17 protein-coding genes are annotated in these 17,233 nt (G+C 35.4%); 12 read left to right on the top strand and 5 right to left on the bottom strand.

What is annotated here, in order from left to right; genetic code table 11:
- Window positions 1-8 precede the first annotated feature (8 nt).
- The 5 genes from V8G61_RS01080 to V8G61_RS01060 all read left to right on the top strand — a co-directional run bounded on the left by V8G61_RS01080 (window position 9) and on the right by V8G61_RS01060 (window position 4,502).
- Window positions 9-1,160 (top strand): carboxypeptidase-like regulatory domain-containing protein, encoded by a 1,152-nt coding sequence (locus tag V8G61_RS01080; protein WP_394873576.1) that lies wholly within the window; start codon window positions 9-11, stop codon window positions 1,158-1,160.
- 115 nt (window positions 1,161-1,275) lie between these two features.
- The gene (locus V8G61_RS01075; protein WP_394873575.1) at window positions 1,276-1,875 is read left to right on the top strand and encodes a hypothetical protein; all 600 of its coding nucleotides are present in this window, start codon (window positions 1,276-1,278) and stop codon (window positions 1,873-1,875) included.
- An 89-nt stretch (window positions 1,876-1,964) separates the two neighbouring features.
- Window positions 1,965-3,131, top strand: a complete 1,167-nt coding sequence (locus V8G61_RS01070; RefSeq protein WP_394873574.1) for a prenyltransferase/squalene oxidase repeat-containing protein — start codon at window positions 1,965-1,967, stop codon at window positions 3,129-3,131.
- A 154-nt stretch (window positions 3,132-3,285) separates the two neighbouring features.
- On the top strand, window positions 3,286-4,239 hold the full coding sequence (locus V8G61_RS01065) for a hypothetical protein (protein WP_394873573.1): 954 nt from the start codon (window positions 3,286-3,288) through the stop codon (window positions 4,237-4,239).
- A gap of 113 nt (window positions 4,240-4,352) precedes the next feature.
- A complete protein-coding gene (locus V8G61_RS01060) occupies window positions 4,353-4,502 on the top strand; it encodes a hypothetical protein (protein WP_394873572.1) in 150 nt (49 codons plus the stop codon).
- 118 nt (window positions 4,503-4,620) lie between these two features.
- Here the strand turns inward: V8G61_RS01060 and V8G61_RS01055 are convergent, their stop codons facing one another.
- From V8G61_RS01055 to V8G61_RS01045, 3 genes are read right to left on the bottom strand one after another with little or no spacing between them, the layout of a single operon-like run.
- Window positions 4,621-5,364 (bottom strand): succinate dehydrogenase/fumarate reductase iron-sulfur subunit, encoded by a 744-nt coding sequence (locus V8G61_RS01055; protein ID WP_394873571.1) that lies wholly within the window; start codon window positions 5,362-5,364, stop codon window positions 4,621-4,623.
- A 10-nt stretch (window positions 5,365-5,374) separates the two neighbouring features.
- Window positions 5,375-7,375, bottom strand: coding sequence for a fumarate reductase/succinate dehydrogenase flavoprotein subunit (locus V8G61_RS01050; protein WP_394873570.1), 2,001 nt, complete (start codon window positions 7,373-7,375; stop codon window positions 5,375-5,377).
- 15 nt (window positions 7,376-7,390) lie between these two features.
- On the bottom strand, window positions 7,391-8,068 hold the full coding sequence (locus V8G61_RS01045) for a succinate dehydrogenase cytochrome b subunit (RefSeq protein WP_394873569.1): 678 nt from the start codon (window positions 8,066-8,068) through the stop codon (window positions 7,391-7,393).
- 273 nt (window positions 8,069-8,341) lie between these two features.
- On the opposite strand from V8G61_RS01045, the gene V8G61_RS01040 reads away from it, so the two are divergent.
- The gene (locus V8G61_RS01040) at window positions 8,342-9,634 is read left to right on the top strand and encodes an aminopeptidase P N-terminal domain-containing protein (RefSeq protein WP_394873568.1); all 1,293 of its coding nucleotides are present in this window, start codon (window positions 8,342-8,344) and stop codon (window positions 9,632-9,634) included.
- A 49-nt stretch (window positions 9,635-9,683) separates the two neighbouring features.
- Here the strand turns inward: V8G61_RS01040 and V8G61_RS01035 are convergent, their stop codons facing one another.
- Window positions 9,684-11,006 (bottom strand): aspartate kinase, encoded by a 1,323-nt coding sequence (locus V8G61_RS01035; protein WP_394873567.1) that lies wholly within the window; start codon window positions 11,004-11,006, stop codon window positions 9,684-9,686.
- 138 nt (window positions 11,007-11,144) lie between these two features.
- On the opposite strand from V8G61_RS01035, the gene V8G61_RS01030 reads away from it, so the two are divergent.
- The 4 genes from V8G61_RS01030 (at window position 11,145) to V8G61_RS01015 (ending at window position 13,302) form a co-directional block, all read left to right on the top strand.
- Complete coding sequence (locus tag V8G61_RS01030) at window positions 11,145-11,801, top strand: hypothetical protein (protein ID WP_394873566.1); 657 nt, start codon at window positions 11,145-11,147, stop codon at window positions 11,799-11,801.
- 52 nt (window positions 11,802-11,853) lie between these two features.
- Entirely contained in the window at window positions 11,854-12,636 is a 783-nt protein-coding gene (locus V8G61_RS01025) for an alpha/beta fold hydrolase (protein WP_394873565.1), read from the top strand.
- A 62-nt stretch (window positions 12,637-12,698) separates the two neighbouring features.
- Window positions 12,699-12,965 carry a hypothetical protein gene (locus tag V8G61_RS01020; protein ID WP_394873564.1) on the top strand — a complete coding sequence of 89 codons (267 nt, stop codon included), beginning with the start codon at window positions 12,699-12,701 and terminating at the stop codon, window positions 12,963-12,965.
- Between the two features lie 82 nt (window positions 12,966-13,047).
- Entirely contained in the window at window positions 13,048-13,302 is a 255-nt protein-coding gene (locus V8G61_RS01015) for a DUF1660 family phage protein (RefSeq protein WP_394873563.1), read from the top strand.
- Here V8G61_RS01015 and thiL read toward each other — a convergent pair.
- Window positions 13,292-14,338 carry a thiamine-phosphate kinase gene (gene thiL, locus V8G61_RS01010; RefSeq protein ID WP_394873562.1) on the bottom strand — a complete coding sequence of 349 codons (1,047 nt, stop codon included), beginning with the start codon at window positions 14,336-14,338 and terminating at the stop codon, window positions 13,292-13,294. The genes V8G61_RS01015 and thiL overlap by 11 nt on opposite strands.
- A 195-nt stretch (window positions 14,339-14,533) precedes the next feature.
- On the opposite strand from thiL, the gene V8G61_RS01005 reads away from it, so the two are divergent.
- Window positions 14,534-15,787, top strand: coding sequence for a choice-of-anchor B family protein (locus V8G61_RS01005; protein WP_394873561.1), 1,254 nt, complete (start codon window positions 14,534-14,536; stop codon window positions 15,785-15,787).
- Window positions 15,788-15,805: 18 nt separating this feature from the next.
- On the top strand, window positions 15,806-17,146 hold the full coding sequence (locus V8G61_RS01000; RefSeq protein WP_394873560.1) for a hypothetical protein: 1,341 nt from the start codon (window positions 15,806-15,808) through the stop codon (window positions 17,144-17,146).
- Window positions 17,147-17,233 lie beyond the last annotated feature (87 nt).

Below are 17,233 nucleotides of genomic sequence, written 5' to 3'. Positions count from 1 at the left end.
ATTAACGTATGAAGAATTTTATCTTAATAATGTTCCTGACATTTGTTAATAATATTTTAGGGCAAAATAAAATTGAAGGGCAAATTATTTCTGATAACAATGAGATTTTGCCCTTTTCAAATATTAGATTAAAACAATCGTCAATAGGCACTTACTCAAATAGTGAAGGCAAATTTATTTTAAATTTTGATGAAATACATTTGAAGGACACTCTAGTTGTTTCCCATATTGGCTTCAATGACTATGAAAATATTCTGAAAACTATTCTTGAAAATAATACTGTAAATTTCAAACTACAGGAATCTTCAATAGAATTAGATGAAATTATCCTAGAAAATATAAATTCAAAAGAAATTTCAAAAAATGCGTTCTCTAAATTAAATACAAACCATCTCCCTCAAAATTATGATGTATTTTTTAGAAGTTATGAGTCAAAGGATGGCGTTTGGAGAGGTTTTATTGAAGCTTCATTATTGGTTGAAAATGCTAAATTAAGTTTTGAAAAAGAAAACATAAGCATTTACGTAAAAGAAATTAGAAAAAGTAAAGATTTGTTTAAAAGTTCAAACACAAAAGTATCTCCCTATAGTAATTTTAAATATTTGTTACTTTTTAATCCCAATAGGTGTAATTATTCATTCAAAGGTGTTGTTAAACAAAATGGGCGAGATATATACCAAATATCATTTATATCTAACAACAATGTGTTTGAAGGAAATCTATTTATTGACAAGAAAACACATGGATTCTATAAAATTGCATATAAAGGCACTGAAAAATCTAATTCTAAATACCGAAAGAGGGAAAATGAAATTAATGGTGAAAAAGTTAAAACGTACTTAACCTATGGTAAATGGGAAGTAGAAATGACTTTTAGAAACAAAAAAGAAAAGTTTGAATTTGAAAGTATTAAGTATAGTATAACTAGAAATACTTTTAATAGAAAGAATAAAAGTACACCATTATTTGTGCACAATATAATTGCTGAATCATATTTTTCTGAATCTACAGGAAAGCCTAAAGACAAAAGTTTATTAAGTCCAGGTAAAAACATTTATGAATTAGAAAAAACATATGACCCAGCTTTTTGGGAAAAGTACAATGCCGTAATTAGAGATTCTTTGCAAGCAAGTATAATTAATTTACTAGAGGAAAAATGAATCCTACTATTATTAAAAGTTATGTTATAAATGAGATTACCAAACTTAATTTACACCCAAATCAGCTTAATCTTTTAAAGGATTTAAAAAAAAAAAACAATCAACTAATTTATACATGTATTTGCCAGCTATTTACGCTAGCCCTTTCAAGTGTACAAATGTTGAGGTTATTAAACAACTTTGTTTTTCCTCCTATCTTTATTATTTATCTATTATTTTTTCAGATAAAGTATTAGATAACCAAGTTGTTAATTCGCTTGAAATGAAAAACCATATTTTGTTGTCTCAATCACTGCAATCATATGCAATACAATCTTTACAAAATATTTTTGAAAGAGGTTCAAAGTTTTGGGAATTCTTTAATTTACGTAATAGTGAGTGGCTTGACTCTGTTTATAATGAAAATGAGCAGGACTTTGATATCACTATAACTAATTACACAAAACATGTAATATCAAAAGTTTGTATTGGTAAACTATCAATTGATGCCATTTATGTAATTGAAAATCAAAAAAATAAGGTCTTACACCAAAGGTTTATTGATTTATATGAAATGTTTTATGTATCATATCAAATTCTTGATGATATAGACGACTTTGAAGAAGATTACGATAATAATCAAATCAATATTGCAAAAGACAAAACGCTTAAATTAATAAACTCCAGACAATTAAATATAACTAGTAAAAAAGAGATTAAATCTATTTTCTACTAGTTATATTTAATGATTTAATCAATTATGCTATTCAGAATATAGAGCAATGTATCAACTCTCTAGAGAAAGAAGATCTTCCTTTTATTTTAATGAGGGCAAAAAAGCTTGTGAATAATTTGTATTCAAAAAAGGAAACGTTTGCTAAGTTCATTCATGAAAATTACTCAAATAAGCCTTTAATAAAACTTGATAATAATATATTAAACAAGGAACTAAAATTATCACTCAATTACCTTGTGGATAATTGGGAAAAGGGCTTTTATAAATTAAAACACAAAATGTATTTTTCTCCACAGCTCGGATTTAAATCAACACCTCTACAAGTTGGGGATATTTTCCAAAGAGCAATAATAGCAACACATTTTAAAACTATTGTCAATAATATAGATGCCTATGAACTAAAAGACATTATTAATTTTGAAAAAGAATACCTAAAAAGTAATAAATACAATGAAGTTGGTTGGAAGTATTTTCCTGATTTATTGGAATTACCTTGTGACTCTGATGATTTAGCACAAATCATGCAAGTTTTCACGGGTAGCAATCAGGAAGAAATAGAAAGTTTATTTAAAACTCCCCTGACTAAACTACTAAAAAATTCAAATGAACCTTTATTTAAAACTTGGATATATTCTACTGAGAACAATGAGTTAGAGATGCAAAGCACAAAAAATGAATGGGGAGACACCCATGATGTTGATGTTATTTCGAATATTGGATATGCAATTTTTAGTAATCTAAACGTTTTAAACTTTTTAGTTCGAAATAAAAGTCTTGAAATACTAAAGAAGAACGCCATTTTTGTGTCTAACAGACAACATAAAAAAGGATATTGGGAATCAACATGGTATGATGATGTTTATTATGGGACATATGTTTCTACGAGGTTTTTGAATAGTTTCCAACAGCATAGTGATTCAGTTGATAAAGCATTGATGTTTTTAAAGAAAAACCAAAATGTGAATGGAAGTTGGGGTAATTTGAAGAAAAAAAACTTATTAAACACCGCAATTGTCCTCCTAACTTTTTATGAATCAAAAAAAGAAGAATCATATAAAGAAGCTATTGTTAAAGGAGCAGAATATATATTATCAAATAAAAATATTGATGGCTCTTACAGCTCAGATAATTTTATAAAAATGGAAGTTGGAAGATCAAAAGATCTCCCAAATAAGATTTTATATTATAAAAGTGATGTTCTGACTACAAGCTATTGTTTAACAGCTTTAAGTTATGTGTACAGAAAAGAAACATAGTTCAATTACTATTAGAAATGAGTTTTTAATTTTCAAAAAAAGCAAGGATAAATTTATACTAGAAATTCTTTCGCAAAATCGATTTTTTATAATCGATACAATTACATTAAGAGTCATAAAACTATGGAGCACAAACAATTGCCTAGACACTACCATGAGCGAATTATTTATTAAAACAAATGTAGAAAGCCACTTAATTGAATTCAAGGATAGCACCATTTTTAAAGCATTGTATCAAAATAACATAACACACTATTCACTGCAAAATTATTTAAAATTAAAGTTTATTCTTTTTCCTCGGAATTCAACTTTATTTATAGCAAAATTTCTAAAAAAATTAATTAACCCAGTTACCTGTGCTTCATTTTTCTTCTTTTTCCTAATTATCTTATACTTAAACGCTAAAACAGTTTCAAATAGCCAGCCGCTAAAAGCTTTTTGGTTTGGGATATACTTGGTCTTGCTGGTAATATTTCATGAGTTTGGCCACGTTTCAGCACTTTATAAATTCACAAAAGAATCTTCAAGTATTGGCTTTGGCATATACCTAATAAGCCCTGTATTATTTGCAGATGTTACTAAAGCTTGGTCGCTTAATAAGTATAAAAGGATTATAATAAATGTAGCAGGCATTTATTTTGAATTTATTTTTTTAATAATTGTTTCTGTTATATTAATAATAAACTCTATAAGTATTAATAATTTAATAATTCTGTTTTTTATTAGGTGTCTATTTAATTTGAATCCTTTTTTTAGAACTGATGGATATTGGATAGTTTCGGATTATTTTGAAATACCGAATTTGAAGTTAAAGTCTATTACTCAAATTAAAAGGTTTTTATCTCCAAATAGAAAACATTATGACCTGAATTATTTTCTAATTTTTTATTCCTTAATTAGTTATGTAATCATAACTTTTTTTGTGGGTAAAATAATTATTTCAAAGTATTCTAATATTATTGATTTCCCATCAAAAATTTTAAAATTGTTTAAAGGAAATTTAAGCATGGATTATTTTATTGAAAATTACTTCATTGTAATAGTCATTTATATACTCGCTATTCATTTGATATTAAAAAAAATAACTTTAAAATATTTAAAAAAATAATTTGGGTTAATCGCAATATTTCCTAAAGTAATCTGAAATGAGCTTTAATTTTTTTGATAAGCCCACCATAAATCACCAAAAAATCAGTGATCATTTCCGGTAACAGTTTAAGTATGAATACCTATCATGGTGGTTATACCGCATTAAAAGGATTGCTTTTAAAATCACTTTCAGACTATGATTGGGTGTCAAACTTTGGCTTGGGCCCATTCAATAAACAAATCAAAGCTGTAAAAAGTATTAAAATGAAAAATGGAGTTTGAGCATTATTGATTATTCCGAATGATGGCCAGGTACAGAGTTATCTGTTCAAAAATTAAAACAAAAAAAAGTCTGATGGAGAACATCAGACTTTTTATTTTATAGTTTTCCGCCTTGAGCTTATTTCAAAGACGCTTTTAAATATTCTCTATTCATACGGGCAATGTTCTCTAAAGAAATCCCTTTAGGACATTCCACTTCGCAAGCTCCGGTATTGGTACAGTTCCCAAAACCTTCCACATCCATTTGTTTTACCATATTAAGCACACGGTCTGTCGCTTCAATTTGTCCTTGAGGTAACAAGGCAAACTGTGAAACTTTAGCCGACACAAAAAGCATCGCAGAAGAGTTTTTACAAGTTGCTACACAAGCTCCACAACCGATACAGGTTGCTGCATCAAAGGCCTTATCAGCATTCCCTTTTTTAACGGGAATTCCGTTAGCATCTTGGGTATTTCCTGAGGTATTTACAGAAATAAATCCGCCGGCTTGTTGCACACGGTCGAAAGAAGACCGATCTACTATCAAATCCTTAACTACAGGAAAGGCGTTTGCTCTCCACGGTTCAATATGAATGGTATCACCATCTTTAAAGCTTCGCATGTGCAACTGACAAGCTGTTATTTTGGTTTCTGGTCCGTGCGCTCTTCCGTTTATGAACAACGAACAGGATCCACAAATACCTTCTCTACAATCATGATCGAAAGCTACGGGTGATTCACCTTTTTCAATTAATTCTTGATTTAGAACGTCAAGCATTTCTAAAAATGACATATCAGGAGAAATATCACTTACCGGATAGGTAGCCATTTGCCCTTTGTCGTTAGCATCTTTTTGACGCCATATTTTTAACGTTAAATTCATTTCAATGTTTTTATTTGTAACTTCTCTCTTTCACTTGAATATTTTCATAATCCAGAGCTTCTTTGTGAAGCACTGCATCACTTGGTTTTCCTTTATATTCCCAGGCTGACACAAACTGGAATTCTGGTCGGCGCAACGCTTCTCCACCCTCAGTTTGATATTCTTCTCTAAAATGTCCGCCTGCTGATTCTTCGCGCTCTAAGGCATCTTTGGCAAATAATTCGCCAAGTTCTAAGAAATCTGCAACGCGTCCTGCCTTAGCTAATTCTTCATTATACTCCTCCGCAGTTCCGGGAACCAGAACATCTTTATGGAATTCTTCACGTAATTTGGCAATTTCTGCGATAGCCTCTTTAAGCTCTTCAGCTTTTCTAGACATACCACATTTATTCCACATGATCTTTCCTAAACGCTTGTGGAAATAATCTACTGATTTCGTTCCCTTATTATTGATCAAAGCATCAATACGTTCTTTTACGTTTTTCTCGGCTTCATCAAATTCTTTAGTATCTGTTGGAATATCACCGGTTCGAATATCATCGGCTAGGTAATCCCCGATCGTGTAAGGCAATACAAAATAACCATCGGCCAAGCCCTGCATTAAAGCTGATGCCCCTAATCGGTTAGCACCATGATCGGAGAAATTCGCTTCCCCAACCGCATATAAACCAGGAACTGTAGTCATTAAATTATAATCAACCCAAAGACCACCCATCGCGTAATGTACTGCCGGGTAGATCATCATTGGCGTTTCATACGGATTCTCATCCACGATCTTTTCGTACATCTGGAACAGGTTACCATACTTACTTTCTACAATCTGAGTTCCTAATTTTTTAACGACCTCCATGTCATCTGAATCCAAACCTTTTACGTGTGCTTGCTCTTTTCCGTAACGAACGATCGCTGATGAAAAATCAAGGTAAACGGCTTCACCGGTCCTGTTTACACCATAGCCGGCATCACAACGTTCTTTAGCTGCTCTAGATGCCACATCACGAGGCACAAGATTTCCGAAGGCCGGATAACGACGCTCCAGATAATAATCTCTATCGTCCTCAGCTATTTGTGTTGGTTTTAGTTTTCCTGCGCGAACGGCTTCAGCATCTTCTTTCTTTTTAGGCACCCAAATACGTCCGTCATTTCTTAAAGACTCAGACATGAGCGTCAATTTTGATTGGTGGTCTCCGGAAACTGGAATACAGGTAGGGTGAATTTGTGTGTAACACGGATTAGCAAAGAAAGCACCACGTTTATGGGCTTTCCAAGCGGCACTCACATTACTTCCCATGGCGTACGTTGACAAGTAAAACGCATTACCATAACCTCCCGAAGCCAATACGACCGCGTGAGCTGAGTGACGTTCAATTTCTCCGGTAACTAAATTTCTTGCAATGATCCCTCGGGCTTTTCCATCAACAATAACGACATCTAACATTTCATGACGCGAATACATCTTGATTTTTCCACGAGCAATCTGACGGTTCATGGCCGCATACGCACCCAACAACAGTTGCTGCCCTGTTTGCCCTTTGGCATAAAAGGTACGCGACACCTGCACACCACCAAAAGAGCGGTTGTCTAGCAGACCTCCATATTCTCTTGCAAAAGGTACACCCTGTGCCACACACTGATCAATAATATTCGTTGACACCTCAGCAAGTCGGTATACGTTAGCTTCGCGCGAACGATAATCACCCCCTTTTACAGTATCATAAAATAAGCGGTAGGTCGAGTCACCATCGCCTTGATAATTCTTTGCGGCATTTATTCCGCCTTGAGCGGCAATAGAATGTGCTCGACGAGGAGAATCCTGAAAACAGAACGATTTTACATTATAACCCAACTCAGCTAAAGTAGCTGCTGCAGAACCTCCGGCTAATCCCGTTCCAACAATAATGACATCAATCAATCGCTTATTTGCCGGGCTAACCAGTTTAATATCGTTTTTATGTTTTGTCCATTTGTCCGCTAAGGGGCCATCTGGTATTTTGGAATCTAATATTGACATATTCGTTATGTTGTTTTAGTGGGAAAAATGATGAAATAAGGCTATAAAAATAAATCCTAACGGAATGCCGATCGCATAAACACGGCTAAAGCCTTTTAATCCTTTTACATACTTATTATTGGCCCCTAGTGATTGGAATGCCGAGTTAAAACCGTGAAGCAAATGCAGGCTCAGTAGAACAAAGGCTAAAACATAAACGCCAACACGCCATGGGCTTTCAAATTTATGAACCGTCTCGGTGTAGTACCGTAAACTTTCACCTCCATCCAAGAGTCCACTCATATCGCCCTGAATATATTTAGTATTCATTTCTGGAATCCAAAAATCTATAAAATGCAACACAAGGAAGGCCAAAATAACTGCACCACTCAGCAACATATTACGACTCATCCAAGTAGAATTACCTCCAGGATTTGAATTCACATAGCTAATTTTTCGGGCGCTTCTGTTCTGAAATTCTAGCACAAAACCCATCACAAAGTGAAACACAACACCAAAGATCAAGATGGGTTGCATTAGAAATTGGATCACCCAATTCGTTCCCATAAAATGAGAGGCCGAGTTAAAAATATCTTCACTGAAAACAGATAGAAAATTGATTGAAAAATGTAATATTAAAAAGGACATTAGTAAAAAGGCTGACAGCGACATGGCCACCTTTTTTCCTATCGAAGATTTTAAAAATCCGCTCATTATTTTGTAGTTAAATTAAGTTTAGCAAAGGTACACTAGTATTGTATTTTTGACAAATTCCAAGCCCCTTGTTTAGTTATTTAGAATGATTTTACATTAAAACAAAACCGGCATTAAAAATACTGAAAAATTATAACTTAAAGTTTCTGTTTTTAATGAAATAAAAGAATTAAAAGATGAAAAAAACCCATTAAATATCACGAAAATCATCCCCAATATACATGTTTAGTTTTGTACTTTTAAGGATTGAAAAAATAACAGTAAAAATTCGATATGAAATACCATCCAATAGACAAAAATTTATTTGTTAAGAACCGTAAAAATTTCGCCTCAGAAATGAAATCGAATAGTTTAGCGGTTTTTAATTCGAATGATATCTACCCAATAAGTGCAGACAGCACAATGCCATTCCAACAGCATCGGGATATTTTTTATCTGAGTGGTGTTGATCAGGAAGAAAGTATTTTAGTCATTTTTCCAGATTGTCCCAATAAGAAACACCGGGAATTACTTTTCTTAAAGGAGACCAATGATCATATTGCGGTTTGGGAAGGTGAAAAATTAACTAAAGAAAAAGCTTTTGAGGTGAGCGGGGTTAAAACCGTTTACTGGCTGAAAGATTTGGAGAAGATCATGTTCGAGTTAATGACACAGTGCGATACGGTATATATCAACACCAACGAACACTACCGAGCTAATGTGGAGACCGAAACCCGGGAAGACCGTTTTACAAAATGGCTAAAATCAACTTATCCGGCACATGCGGTAGCGAAAAGCGCTCCTATTTTACAACGCTTGCGCTCGGTAAAAGACCCCATTGAGATCGATATCATGCAGCAAGCTTGTAACATCACGGAAAAAGGGTTCAGACGTATTTTAGATTTTGTAAAACCCGGTGTTTGGGAATACAATATTGAAGCCGAGTTCATGCATGAATTTTTAAATAATCGCTCCAAAGGATTTGCCTACAGCCCCATTGTGGCGTCAGGCAATAATGCCAATGTACTTCATTACGTTGAAAATAATCAGGAGTGTAAAGCCGGCGATTTGATTTTACTAGATATCGGGGCAGAATATGCCAACTACTCCAGCGATATGACGCGGACCATTCCCGTTTCCGGAAAATTTTCCAAGCGTCAAAAAGAGGTTTATAACGCTGTAAATCGCGTTAAAAATGAGGCTACGAAACTTCTGGTTCCAGGAACGCTTATCGGAGAATACCACAAAGAAGTTGGTAAACTAATGACCGCTGAACTTTTGGGATTAAAACTTTTAGATAAGGCCGATGTTCAAAATGAAGATCCCGATTGGCCAGCTTACAAAAAATATTTCATGCACGGTACTTCACATCATATTGGTTTAGATACCCATGATTATGGAATTTTAACCGAGCCGATACAGGCCAACATGGTATTTACCGTAGAGCCCGGAATTTACATTCCAGACGAAGGTTTTGGTATTCGTTTGGAGGATGATGTTGTGATTCAGGAATCCAGCGAACCTTTCAACTTGATGCGGAACATTCCTATTGATGCTGATGACATAGAAAGCATTATGAATTCATAAAAAAAAGGGCGCTCAAAGCGCCCTTTTTCCAGCTATTAATTCAACAAATTTAAACCGCTGCTAATGCAAAGACATAGTCGTTGAGTTTTTGCAGGGTTCCCACTTTGTCGGTGGTATTGATAAGTAAAGATATATTGTTATTACTACCGCCATAGGAGATCATCCGAATTTTTACATCACGTAATATTTGGAACAACCTGTAAGTCTCATTATGATTTACAATAGCGTGTCCAACCAAACATACGATACTTTGGTTTTGATCAACTTCAATGGTAGCAAATTTTTCAAGCTCTGCTAATATTTTATCCAGATTTTTAGTATCATCTATAGTCAGGGAAACGGCCACCTCTGAAGTGGTTATCATATCTATAGACGTCTCATAAACTTCAAAAATTTCAAAGACTCTCTTCAAGAAACCGTGTGCCTGAAGCATGCGACCTGATTTGATCTTAATAGCTGTAATGCCATCTTTGGCCGCTATAGCTTTAACACCATTTTCAGAGGTAGTATCGGAAATAAGAGTACCATAAGCCGAAGGATCCATAGTGTTTTTCAAACGTACAGGAATGGCATCAGCACGAACCGGTAATACCGTTTGCGGGTGTAAAATTTTAGCACCAAAATAAGCCAACTCTGCAGCCTCGTCAAAAGATAAATTTGCAATAGGGTGCGTTCCTTCAACACATCTGGGATCATTATTATGCATCCCATCAATATCTGTCCAGATCTGAACTTCTTCAGCCTGAATCACCGCACCAATAATCGTTGCTGTATAATCACTACCACCACGTTGTAAATTTGAAATTTTATTCTCATGATTTAAACAAATAAATCCTTGTGTAATATAAATAGTAGCAGGTTCAACATTTTTGAATTCGTTTTCAAAAGCAGACTTGATTACTGGCAAATCAGGTTCGTTCGCAGTATCAATACGCATAAAATCCAGAGCAGGAAGCAGGGTTGATGATATGCCTTCCTGATTCAAATAATTATTAAACATATAAGTAGAAAGCAGTTCTCCCTGAGCCAAAATAGTATTTTCCACGTCTTTTGAATACATCTGCGTACATAAATCTTTTAGTCCCTTAAAACGTTCCTGAACATAAATTTTAGTTTGGTCATTAAGAACCGAATTATGCAACAAGGCGTCCACGGTTTTTAAATAATGACCTTCAAGCTCATTGATGCGATCAATAGCCGCTGCTGTTTTCCCTGAAGCAATAGTTTGGGCAATAGAAACTAAGGTATTAGTTGTTCCCGACATGGCGGAAAGTACGACAATTTTAGGCACACCATCATTTATGATATCTTTCACATGCGCCATATTTTCAACAGAACCTACTGAGGTGCCACCAAATTTTAAAACCTTCATTTATCAGTTGTTTTAAATTTTCATAATGAATTGAAAAGCAAAACTATAACCTCTCTTCACAAAAACACTATTTATTGAAAAAAAAGTTTATTTTTGCACATAGTGTTAAATATTTAACAATAAAGAACTTTTTATAACATGAAAACGGTATCACATTGTGTCGAAGATATATTAATTACACAACCTTATCTTGAAGAAGCCTTGTCTCGGAACATTATTAATTTTAGCGCCTTGGCTCTTGAACTTACGGAGCCCATTAGTAACATGCTTAAAAAGGACGTAAAACCGGGTGCTGTTATGATGGCCTTACGCCGCTATAATCCACCACCAACTCTTGGTAACTCTCTTAAAATGAAACGCGTTATTGAAAACTTAGGAGATATTACGGTGCGTTCCAATTTAACAGATTTTACCATTCGAAATTCCGATACCATTATCGACAATCACGCGAAGATCTTAGATCGTATCAATCAGGAATCCAAGTTGTTTTACACCTTTACACGTGGTATTCATGAGAGCAACATCATTGTGTCGAGTAGTTTGAACGATTTTATTCAGGAGTCATTAGCCAACGAACACTTTTTGGCGACCCAGGAAGGCTTGTCGGCCATAAGTGTGAATCTCCCTCAAAATAATTCAAAAATTGCAGGACTGTATTACCATTTTTTCAAGCGCCTTGCCTGGGAAGGAATTGTACTTTACGAAGTACTATCGACCACCAACGAATTTACAATTTTAGTCGAGGAGGAATATGTTGATAAAGCTTTCAGTGCTATCAAAAAAGTAAAATCTTAAATAGGTTATTATTTTAAAATTCTTATTCAAGAGCCCTATCTTTGTAGACGCTATGAATAATCAAAGCTTTGTATATAAGGGTATTAACATTTCCTACACAGACGATGGTACTGGTGAGGTTTTAGTATTACTTCATGGGTTTTTGGAAACCAAAAATATATGGGAACCTTTCATTTCTGATTTTACCAAATCCCACCGCCTGATCACCATCGATTTACTCGGTCATGGTGAAACAGGATGCTTAGGTTACATACATACTATGGAGCAGATGGCTGATCCCGTTATCGCACTTCTTGAAAACCTTGGTATTAAAAAATGTATCATTTTAGGACATTCTATGGGCGGATACGTTGCCTTGGCTTTCGCCGAAAAGCGTCCCGACTTTGTTGTTAAATTAGGCTTGATCAATTCTACTTCCCAAGAAGACTCCATGGAACGGAAACAGAACAGGGATCGTGCTATTTTGGCTGTTAAAGACAACCCGAAGCGTTTTATTCGTATGGGTATTCCTAATTTATTTTCACCGGACAATATTGAGGTATACTCAAAAGCTATTGCACACATTACAGAAGAGGCCCTTAAAACACCCGTACAAGGAATTATTGCGGCTTTGGAAGGAATGAAGATTCGTCCGGAGCGCTCATCCTTCCTCACAAATTTAAACCGACCAAAACTGATGATAGCCAGCAAAAAAGATCCGGTTTTAGATTTTAAAGCTTTGAAAAAAGAAGCTGAAGAAGCCAAGATGAATCTGGTTGTTTTTCCTGACGGGCACATGAGTTTCGTAGAAAATAAAATCAAATTCCTACATCAAATTGTGCATTTCATCGAATAAATTATACTTTTTATCGTTTTTTTGGATTTTTTTACTAGCTTTAGACACTAAAATCTGCCAAAATGAGAAAACATGCCCACCACACCCCGTTTTTTCCAAAAATGTATTGCTCCGTTTTTGGACATAATTATCAGGTTTCAAAAAAAGTAACCTACCATGTTAAAGAGTATACCTGCTGCAACTGCAAAAAACAGCTAACCACAAACAGTAATGGCAACCTCACTGAGTTAACACCTAAGTTCAAGGAGATTAATGCGATCCTGGAACGTATTCACCACAACCGTGCATTACGTTCAAAGGAAAAAACGATCGCTTCATCGATTTATTAATGTTGCCGTTCATCGATTATAAATGTTTTTTATACTTTTAAGTTCCTCTCCTTAAAGTTGAACTAATAAATTAAGAAAGTACATGGGAAACATTAATTGCAAGATGTTCGGGCATCAGTTTAAAGTAACTCGAGAAGTCACCTATCATGTTAAAGAATATACTTGTAAACGTTGTAAAAAACAATATACCACAAACAGCAACGGCAACCTTACAGAGCTTACTCCAAAATTTAGAGAAATTAACGACGTTCTAGAACGCATCCATCAGAATCGTGCTGCGAATCGCATTAGAGCTAAAGCTAAAGCACCCCAGGAGCTCCTTGTGTTTAGTCATTAAAGTTTTTCCAACCCTGAGCCTTAATAGGAATTTTTGTTTCGGCTCGTGTTATAAGGTTTATGCCTTCTCTTTCCTCTTCCATATAACCAATCACAGAAAGATTAGGGTTCCCTTTGATTTTATCGTAATCCTCCTGAGACATCGTAAATAACAATTCGTAATCCTCACCACCGTTCAAGGCCACTGTGGTACTATCAATATCAAATTCTTCACAGGTTGAAATAAGTGCCGGATCTATCGGAATTTTAGTCTCATAAAGCACACACCCCACCTTACTTTGGGTACATAAATGAATAATCTCTGAAGATAAGCCATCACTAATATCGATCATGGATGTAGGTTTTACTCCCAATTTTTCAAGTAGTTCTACGATGTCCTTTCGGGCTTCCGGTTTTAATTGTCGTTCTATTAAATAGGTGTACGGACTTAAATCAGGTTGGTTCTGTGGATTTACTTTAAACACTTCTTTTTCACGCTCGAGAACTTGCAGGCCCATATACGCAGCACCTAAATCGCCGCTAACGACAAGTAAATCTTTTGGTTTTGCCTGATTTCGGTAAACAACTTTTTTCGCATCGGCTTTACCTAAAGCCGTGATCGAAATGAGAAGGCCCTTGGTTGACGAGGTAGTATCACCACCAACAACATCAATGTTATAAACCTTAGCAGCTGTTTCAATACCTGCATAAAGTTCCTCCAAGGCTTCTAGAGGAAAACGGTTGGAGACTGCAATGGAGACCGTAACTTGAGTCGCCATAGCATTCATGGCATAAACATCTGACAAATTAACAACTACAGCTTTATATCCTAAGTGTTTTAAAGGCACGTAGCTCAGGTCAAAATGCACACCTTCAACCATAAGATCGGTTGTTACTACGACTTGTTCATTTTTAAAATCCAATACAGCTGCATCATCGCCAATACCTTTTACAGTTGTAGAATGCTTCACTTTAAGATTTTTGGTCAGGTGGTCTATAAGTCCAAATTCACCCAATTCACTCAGCGAGGTCCGTTGTTGATTTTTATCTTCTATCATGCTGCAAAAATAATAAGCTTATTTGGTTTAAAAGCCTACTTTTTAATAAAATAGCCGTTTCGTTTTTTATTAATCATCGTTAAACATCACAATATCATTAGAGATACTGAGGTTATTTATGTTTCATACTAATTGTTATTAAAATTCGTTTTAAATTACCACTTAATATGAAACCTCTTTATTGAATATTTTGACATGCTGACATATAGAAATTCCCAGTTTTTACCCAATAAAATTCAAACCATCCTTTTTGTTTTCGCCCTGATGTTAAGTCAGTCCTGTTCTAATGAATCTGTACCTCCAGTAGAACCTGCAGTCGATACTCCGGGTACGCCTTGTATAAATGGCTTTGCAGACATTTATCCTTGTGGTGGTTATGATCTTATGGGACGAGTGCCGCTAAGCGAACTTAATGCAACGTCGGGAAATGATTGCTGGGGCTGGACAGATCCTGCGACCGGCAAAGAATATGCCTTGATGGGAACAGATGCTAATACATCTTTTGTGGATATTTCAATACCAGACCAACCCCTTGTTTTGGGAATGCTGCCAACAGCAACAGCTTCCAGCTCATGGCGTGATATAAAAGTGTATAATAATTATGCCTTTATTGTAAGTGAAGCCAATGTGCATGGAATGCAGGTTTTCGATCTCACCCGCCTTCGGGATGTGAGCAACCCACCTGAAAATTTTATTGCCGATTTTCATTTTACAGGATTTGGAAGTGCTCATAATATAGTTATTAATGAAACATCCGGCTACGCTTACCCGGTAGGACAAAATCGCAGCACCACCTATGCAGGAGGACCTCTTTTCATCAATATTCAGGATCCTTTGAACCCTCTTTCGGAAGGTGGCTTCGGAGATGGAGGCTACTCACATGACGCAGAAGTAGTAACCTACAATGGACCGGATTCTGATTATACCGGCCAGGAAATTTTTGTTGGCAGCAATGAAAATGAGGTGGTGGTTATTAATGTTACAGATAAACAAAATCCAACAATCATATCCAGAATTACTTATAATAATGTACGCTATACCCATCAAGGTTCGTTCACGGAAGATATGCGCTATTTTATAGTAGGCGATGAATTGGATGAATTTAGACTAGGTAATCCAACTAAAACCATAGTCCTAGATTTCACCGATCTGGACAATCCGATTTTCCATTTTAATTATTTCGGAAACGCTCCAGCTATAGACCACAATGGCTATATAAAAGACAACTTGTTCTATCTGGCGAATTATCGAGCGGGTGTGCGGATCATTGACATCTCACAAATAGATAATAAATTGTTTACTGAAGTTGGATTTTTCGACACCTATCCCGCGAATGACAGTGCAGAATTTAATGGAGTCTGGAATGTATATCCATTTTTCTCCAGCGGAAATATTATTCTGAGTGATATTGAAAAAGGCTTGTTCATCATTCGAAAAAGTGGCTCATAAAACCCATTTGAAAAGGCGATGATTAAAAGAAAATATTACATTATTTTATTATTTGGCGCGTTTATATTTTTACTTCAATCGTGCAGTAAAGAAACTACAGGCACCCCGAACGAACTAGCAAAAAATACAGATGTTAAAACCTTCGGTGGATCCCTAAATGAAAGTGCTCAATCCATAACAGCCACTCAAGATGGTGGCTTTGCCGTTTTAGGTTTGACACAAAGTAACGACGGTGATGTTGTTGGAAAAAATGACACCTCATTTGATTATTGGTTATTAAAATTTGATGTTGAAAATCAGTTAGAATGGCAAAAAACATATGGAGGAACTTTGGATGACCGGGGGCAATCTATCATCCAAACTAATGATGGTGGTTTTGCCATAATAGGATATAGTAAAAGTTCGGATGGTAATTTATCCGTGAATCAAGGTTTCGATGATTTCTGGATGGTGAAAACTTCAGCAAGTGGTGATATACAATGGGAAAAATCATTTGGTTTTTCCGGCGAAGACAATGGATACTCCTTGATACAAACAAACGATGGCGGTTTTTTATTATGTGGCACTTTGGATGTTTCCGCTTCTGCAGGCCAAGGAAATAGTAAAATGATAACAGCTAAAAATCATTCTGGCGGCTATTATTGGCTTATTAAATTAAATGCTTTAGGAGAAAAACAATGGAGCCATTATTACGGCGGTACATTTACAGATATCGCTTATGGTGCAGCAGAAACCTTAGATGGTAGTTTAATTGTGGTAGGATCGTCGGACAGTGAAGATCTTGATATCACCAATAATAAAGGTAACTATGATTTTTGGATCATCAAGGTTTCGGCGACCGGGACGTTAATCTGGGAAAAGAATTTCGGCGGTAGTAATACCGATGAAGCCCGCGCTATAGTATCATCAGACGATGGCAATTTTATAGTTGTTGGTGAAACCAGAAGTAACGATATTGACGTTACCAATAATCACGGTGCTGCTGATATCTGGGCGATCAAGATTAACGCTTCCGGCGATCTCATCTGGGAGGAAACCTATGGAGGCAGCGGTTTTGATTCAGGGCGCTCCATAAAAAAGACACCAGATAATAACTATATTATTGCGGGAAATTCGCGTAGTTCAGATGGCGACCTTAGTATTAATTACGGGGAAAATGATACCTGGGTCATTAAAATTGATAACAAAGGAAATCTTATAGCACAAAACACATTCGGAGGCGTGGATTTAGATCTGGCTTTTGATGCCATTCAACTTTCTAATAATACAGTAATCACAGTTGGAGAATCATCAAGTAGTGATGATGACATTATTGAAAATAAGGGATTAAGTGATCTATTAATTTTGATTACTGAATAGTTCCAAAAAAAACTCTTATCCTCTCATTTCATTGATAGAACTCGTCTTTAAACAACTGAACTAAATAGCTTCAGTTGTTTAATCAAT

Origin of the sequence: Gaetbulibacter sp. M240 (genome assembly GCF_043876815.1) — a bacterium.
Lineage (GTDB): Bacteria > Bacteroidota > Bacteroidia > Flavobacteriales > Flavobacteriaceae > Gaetbulibacter_A.
This window is presented reverse-complemented; position numbering and strand designations above follow the sequence as displayed.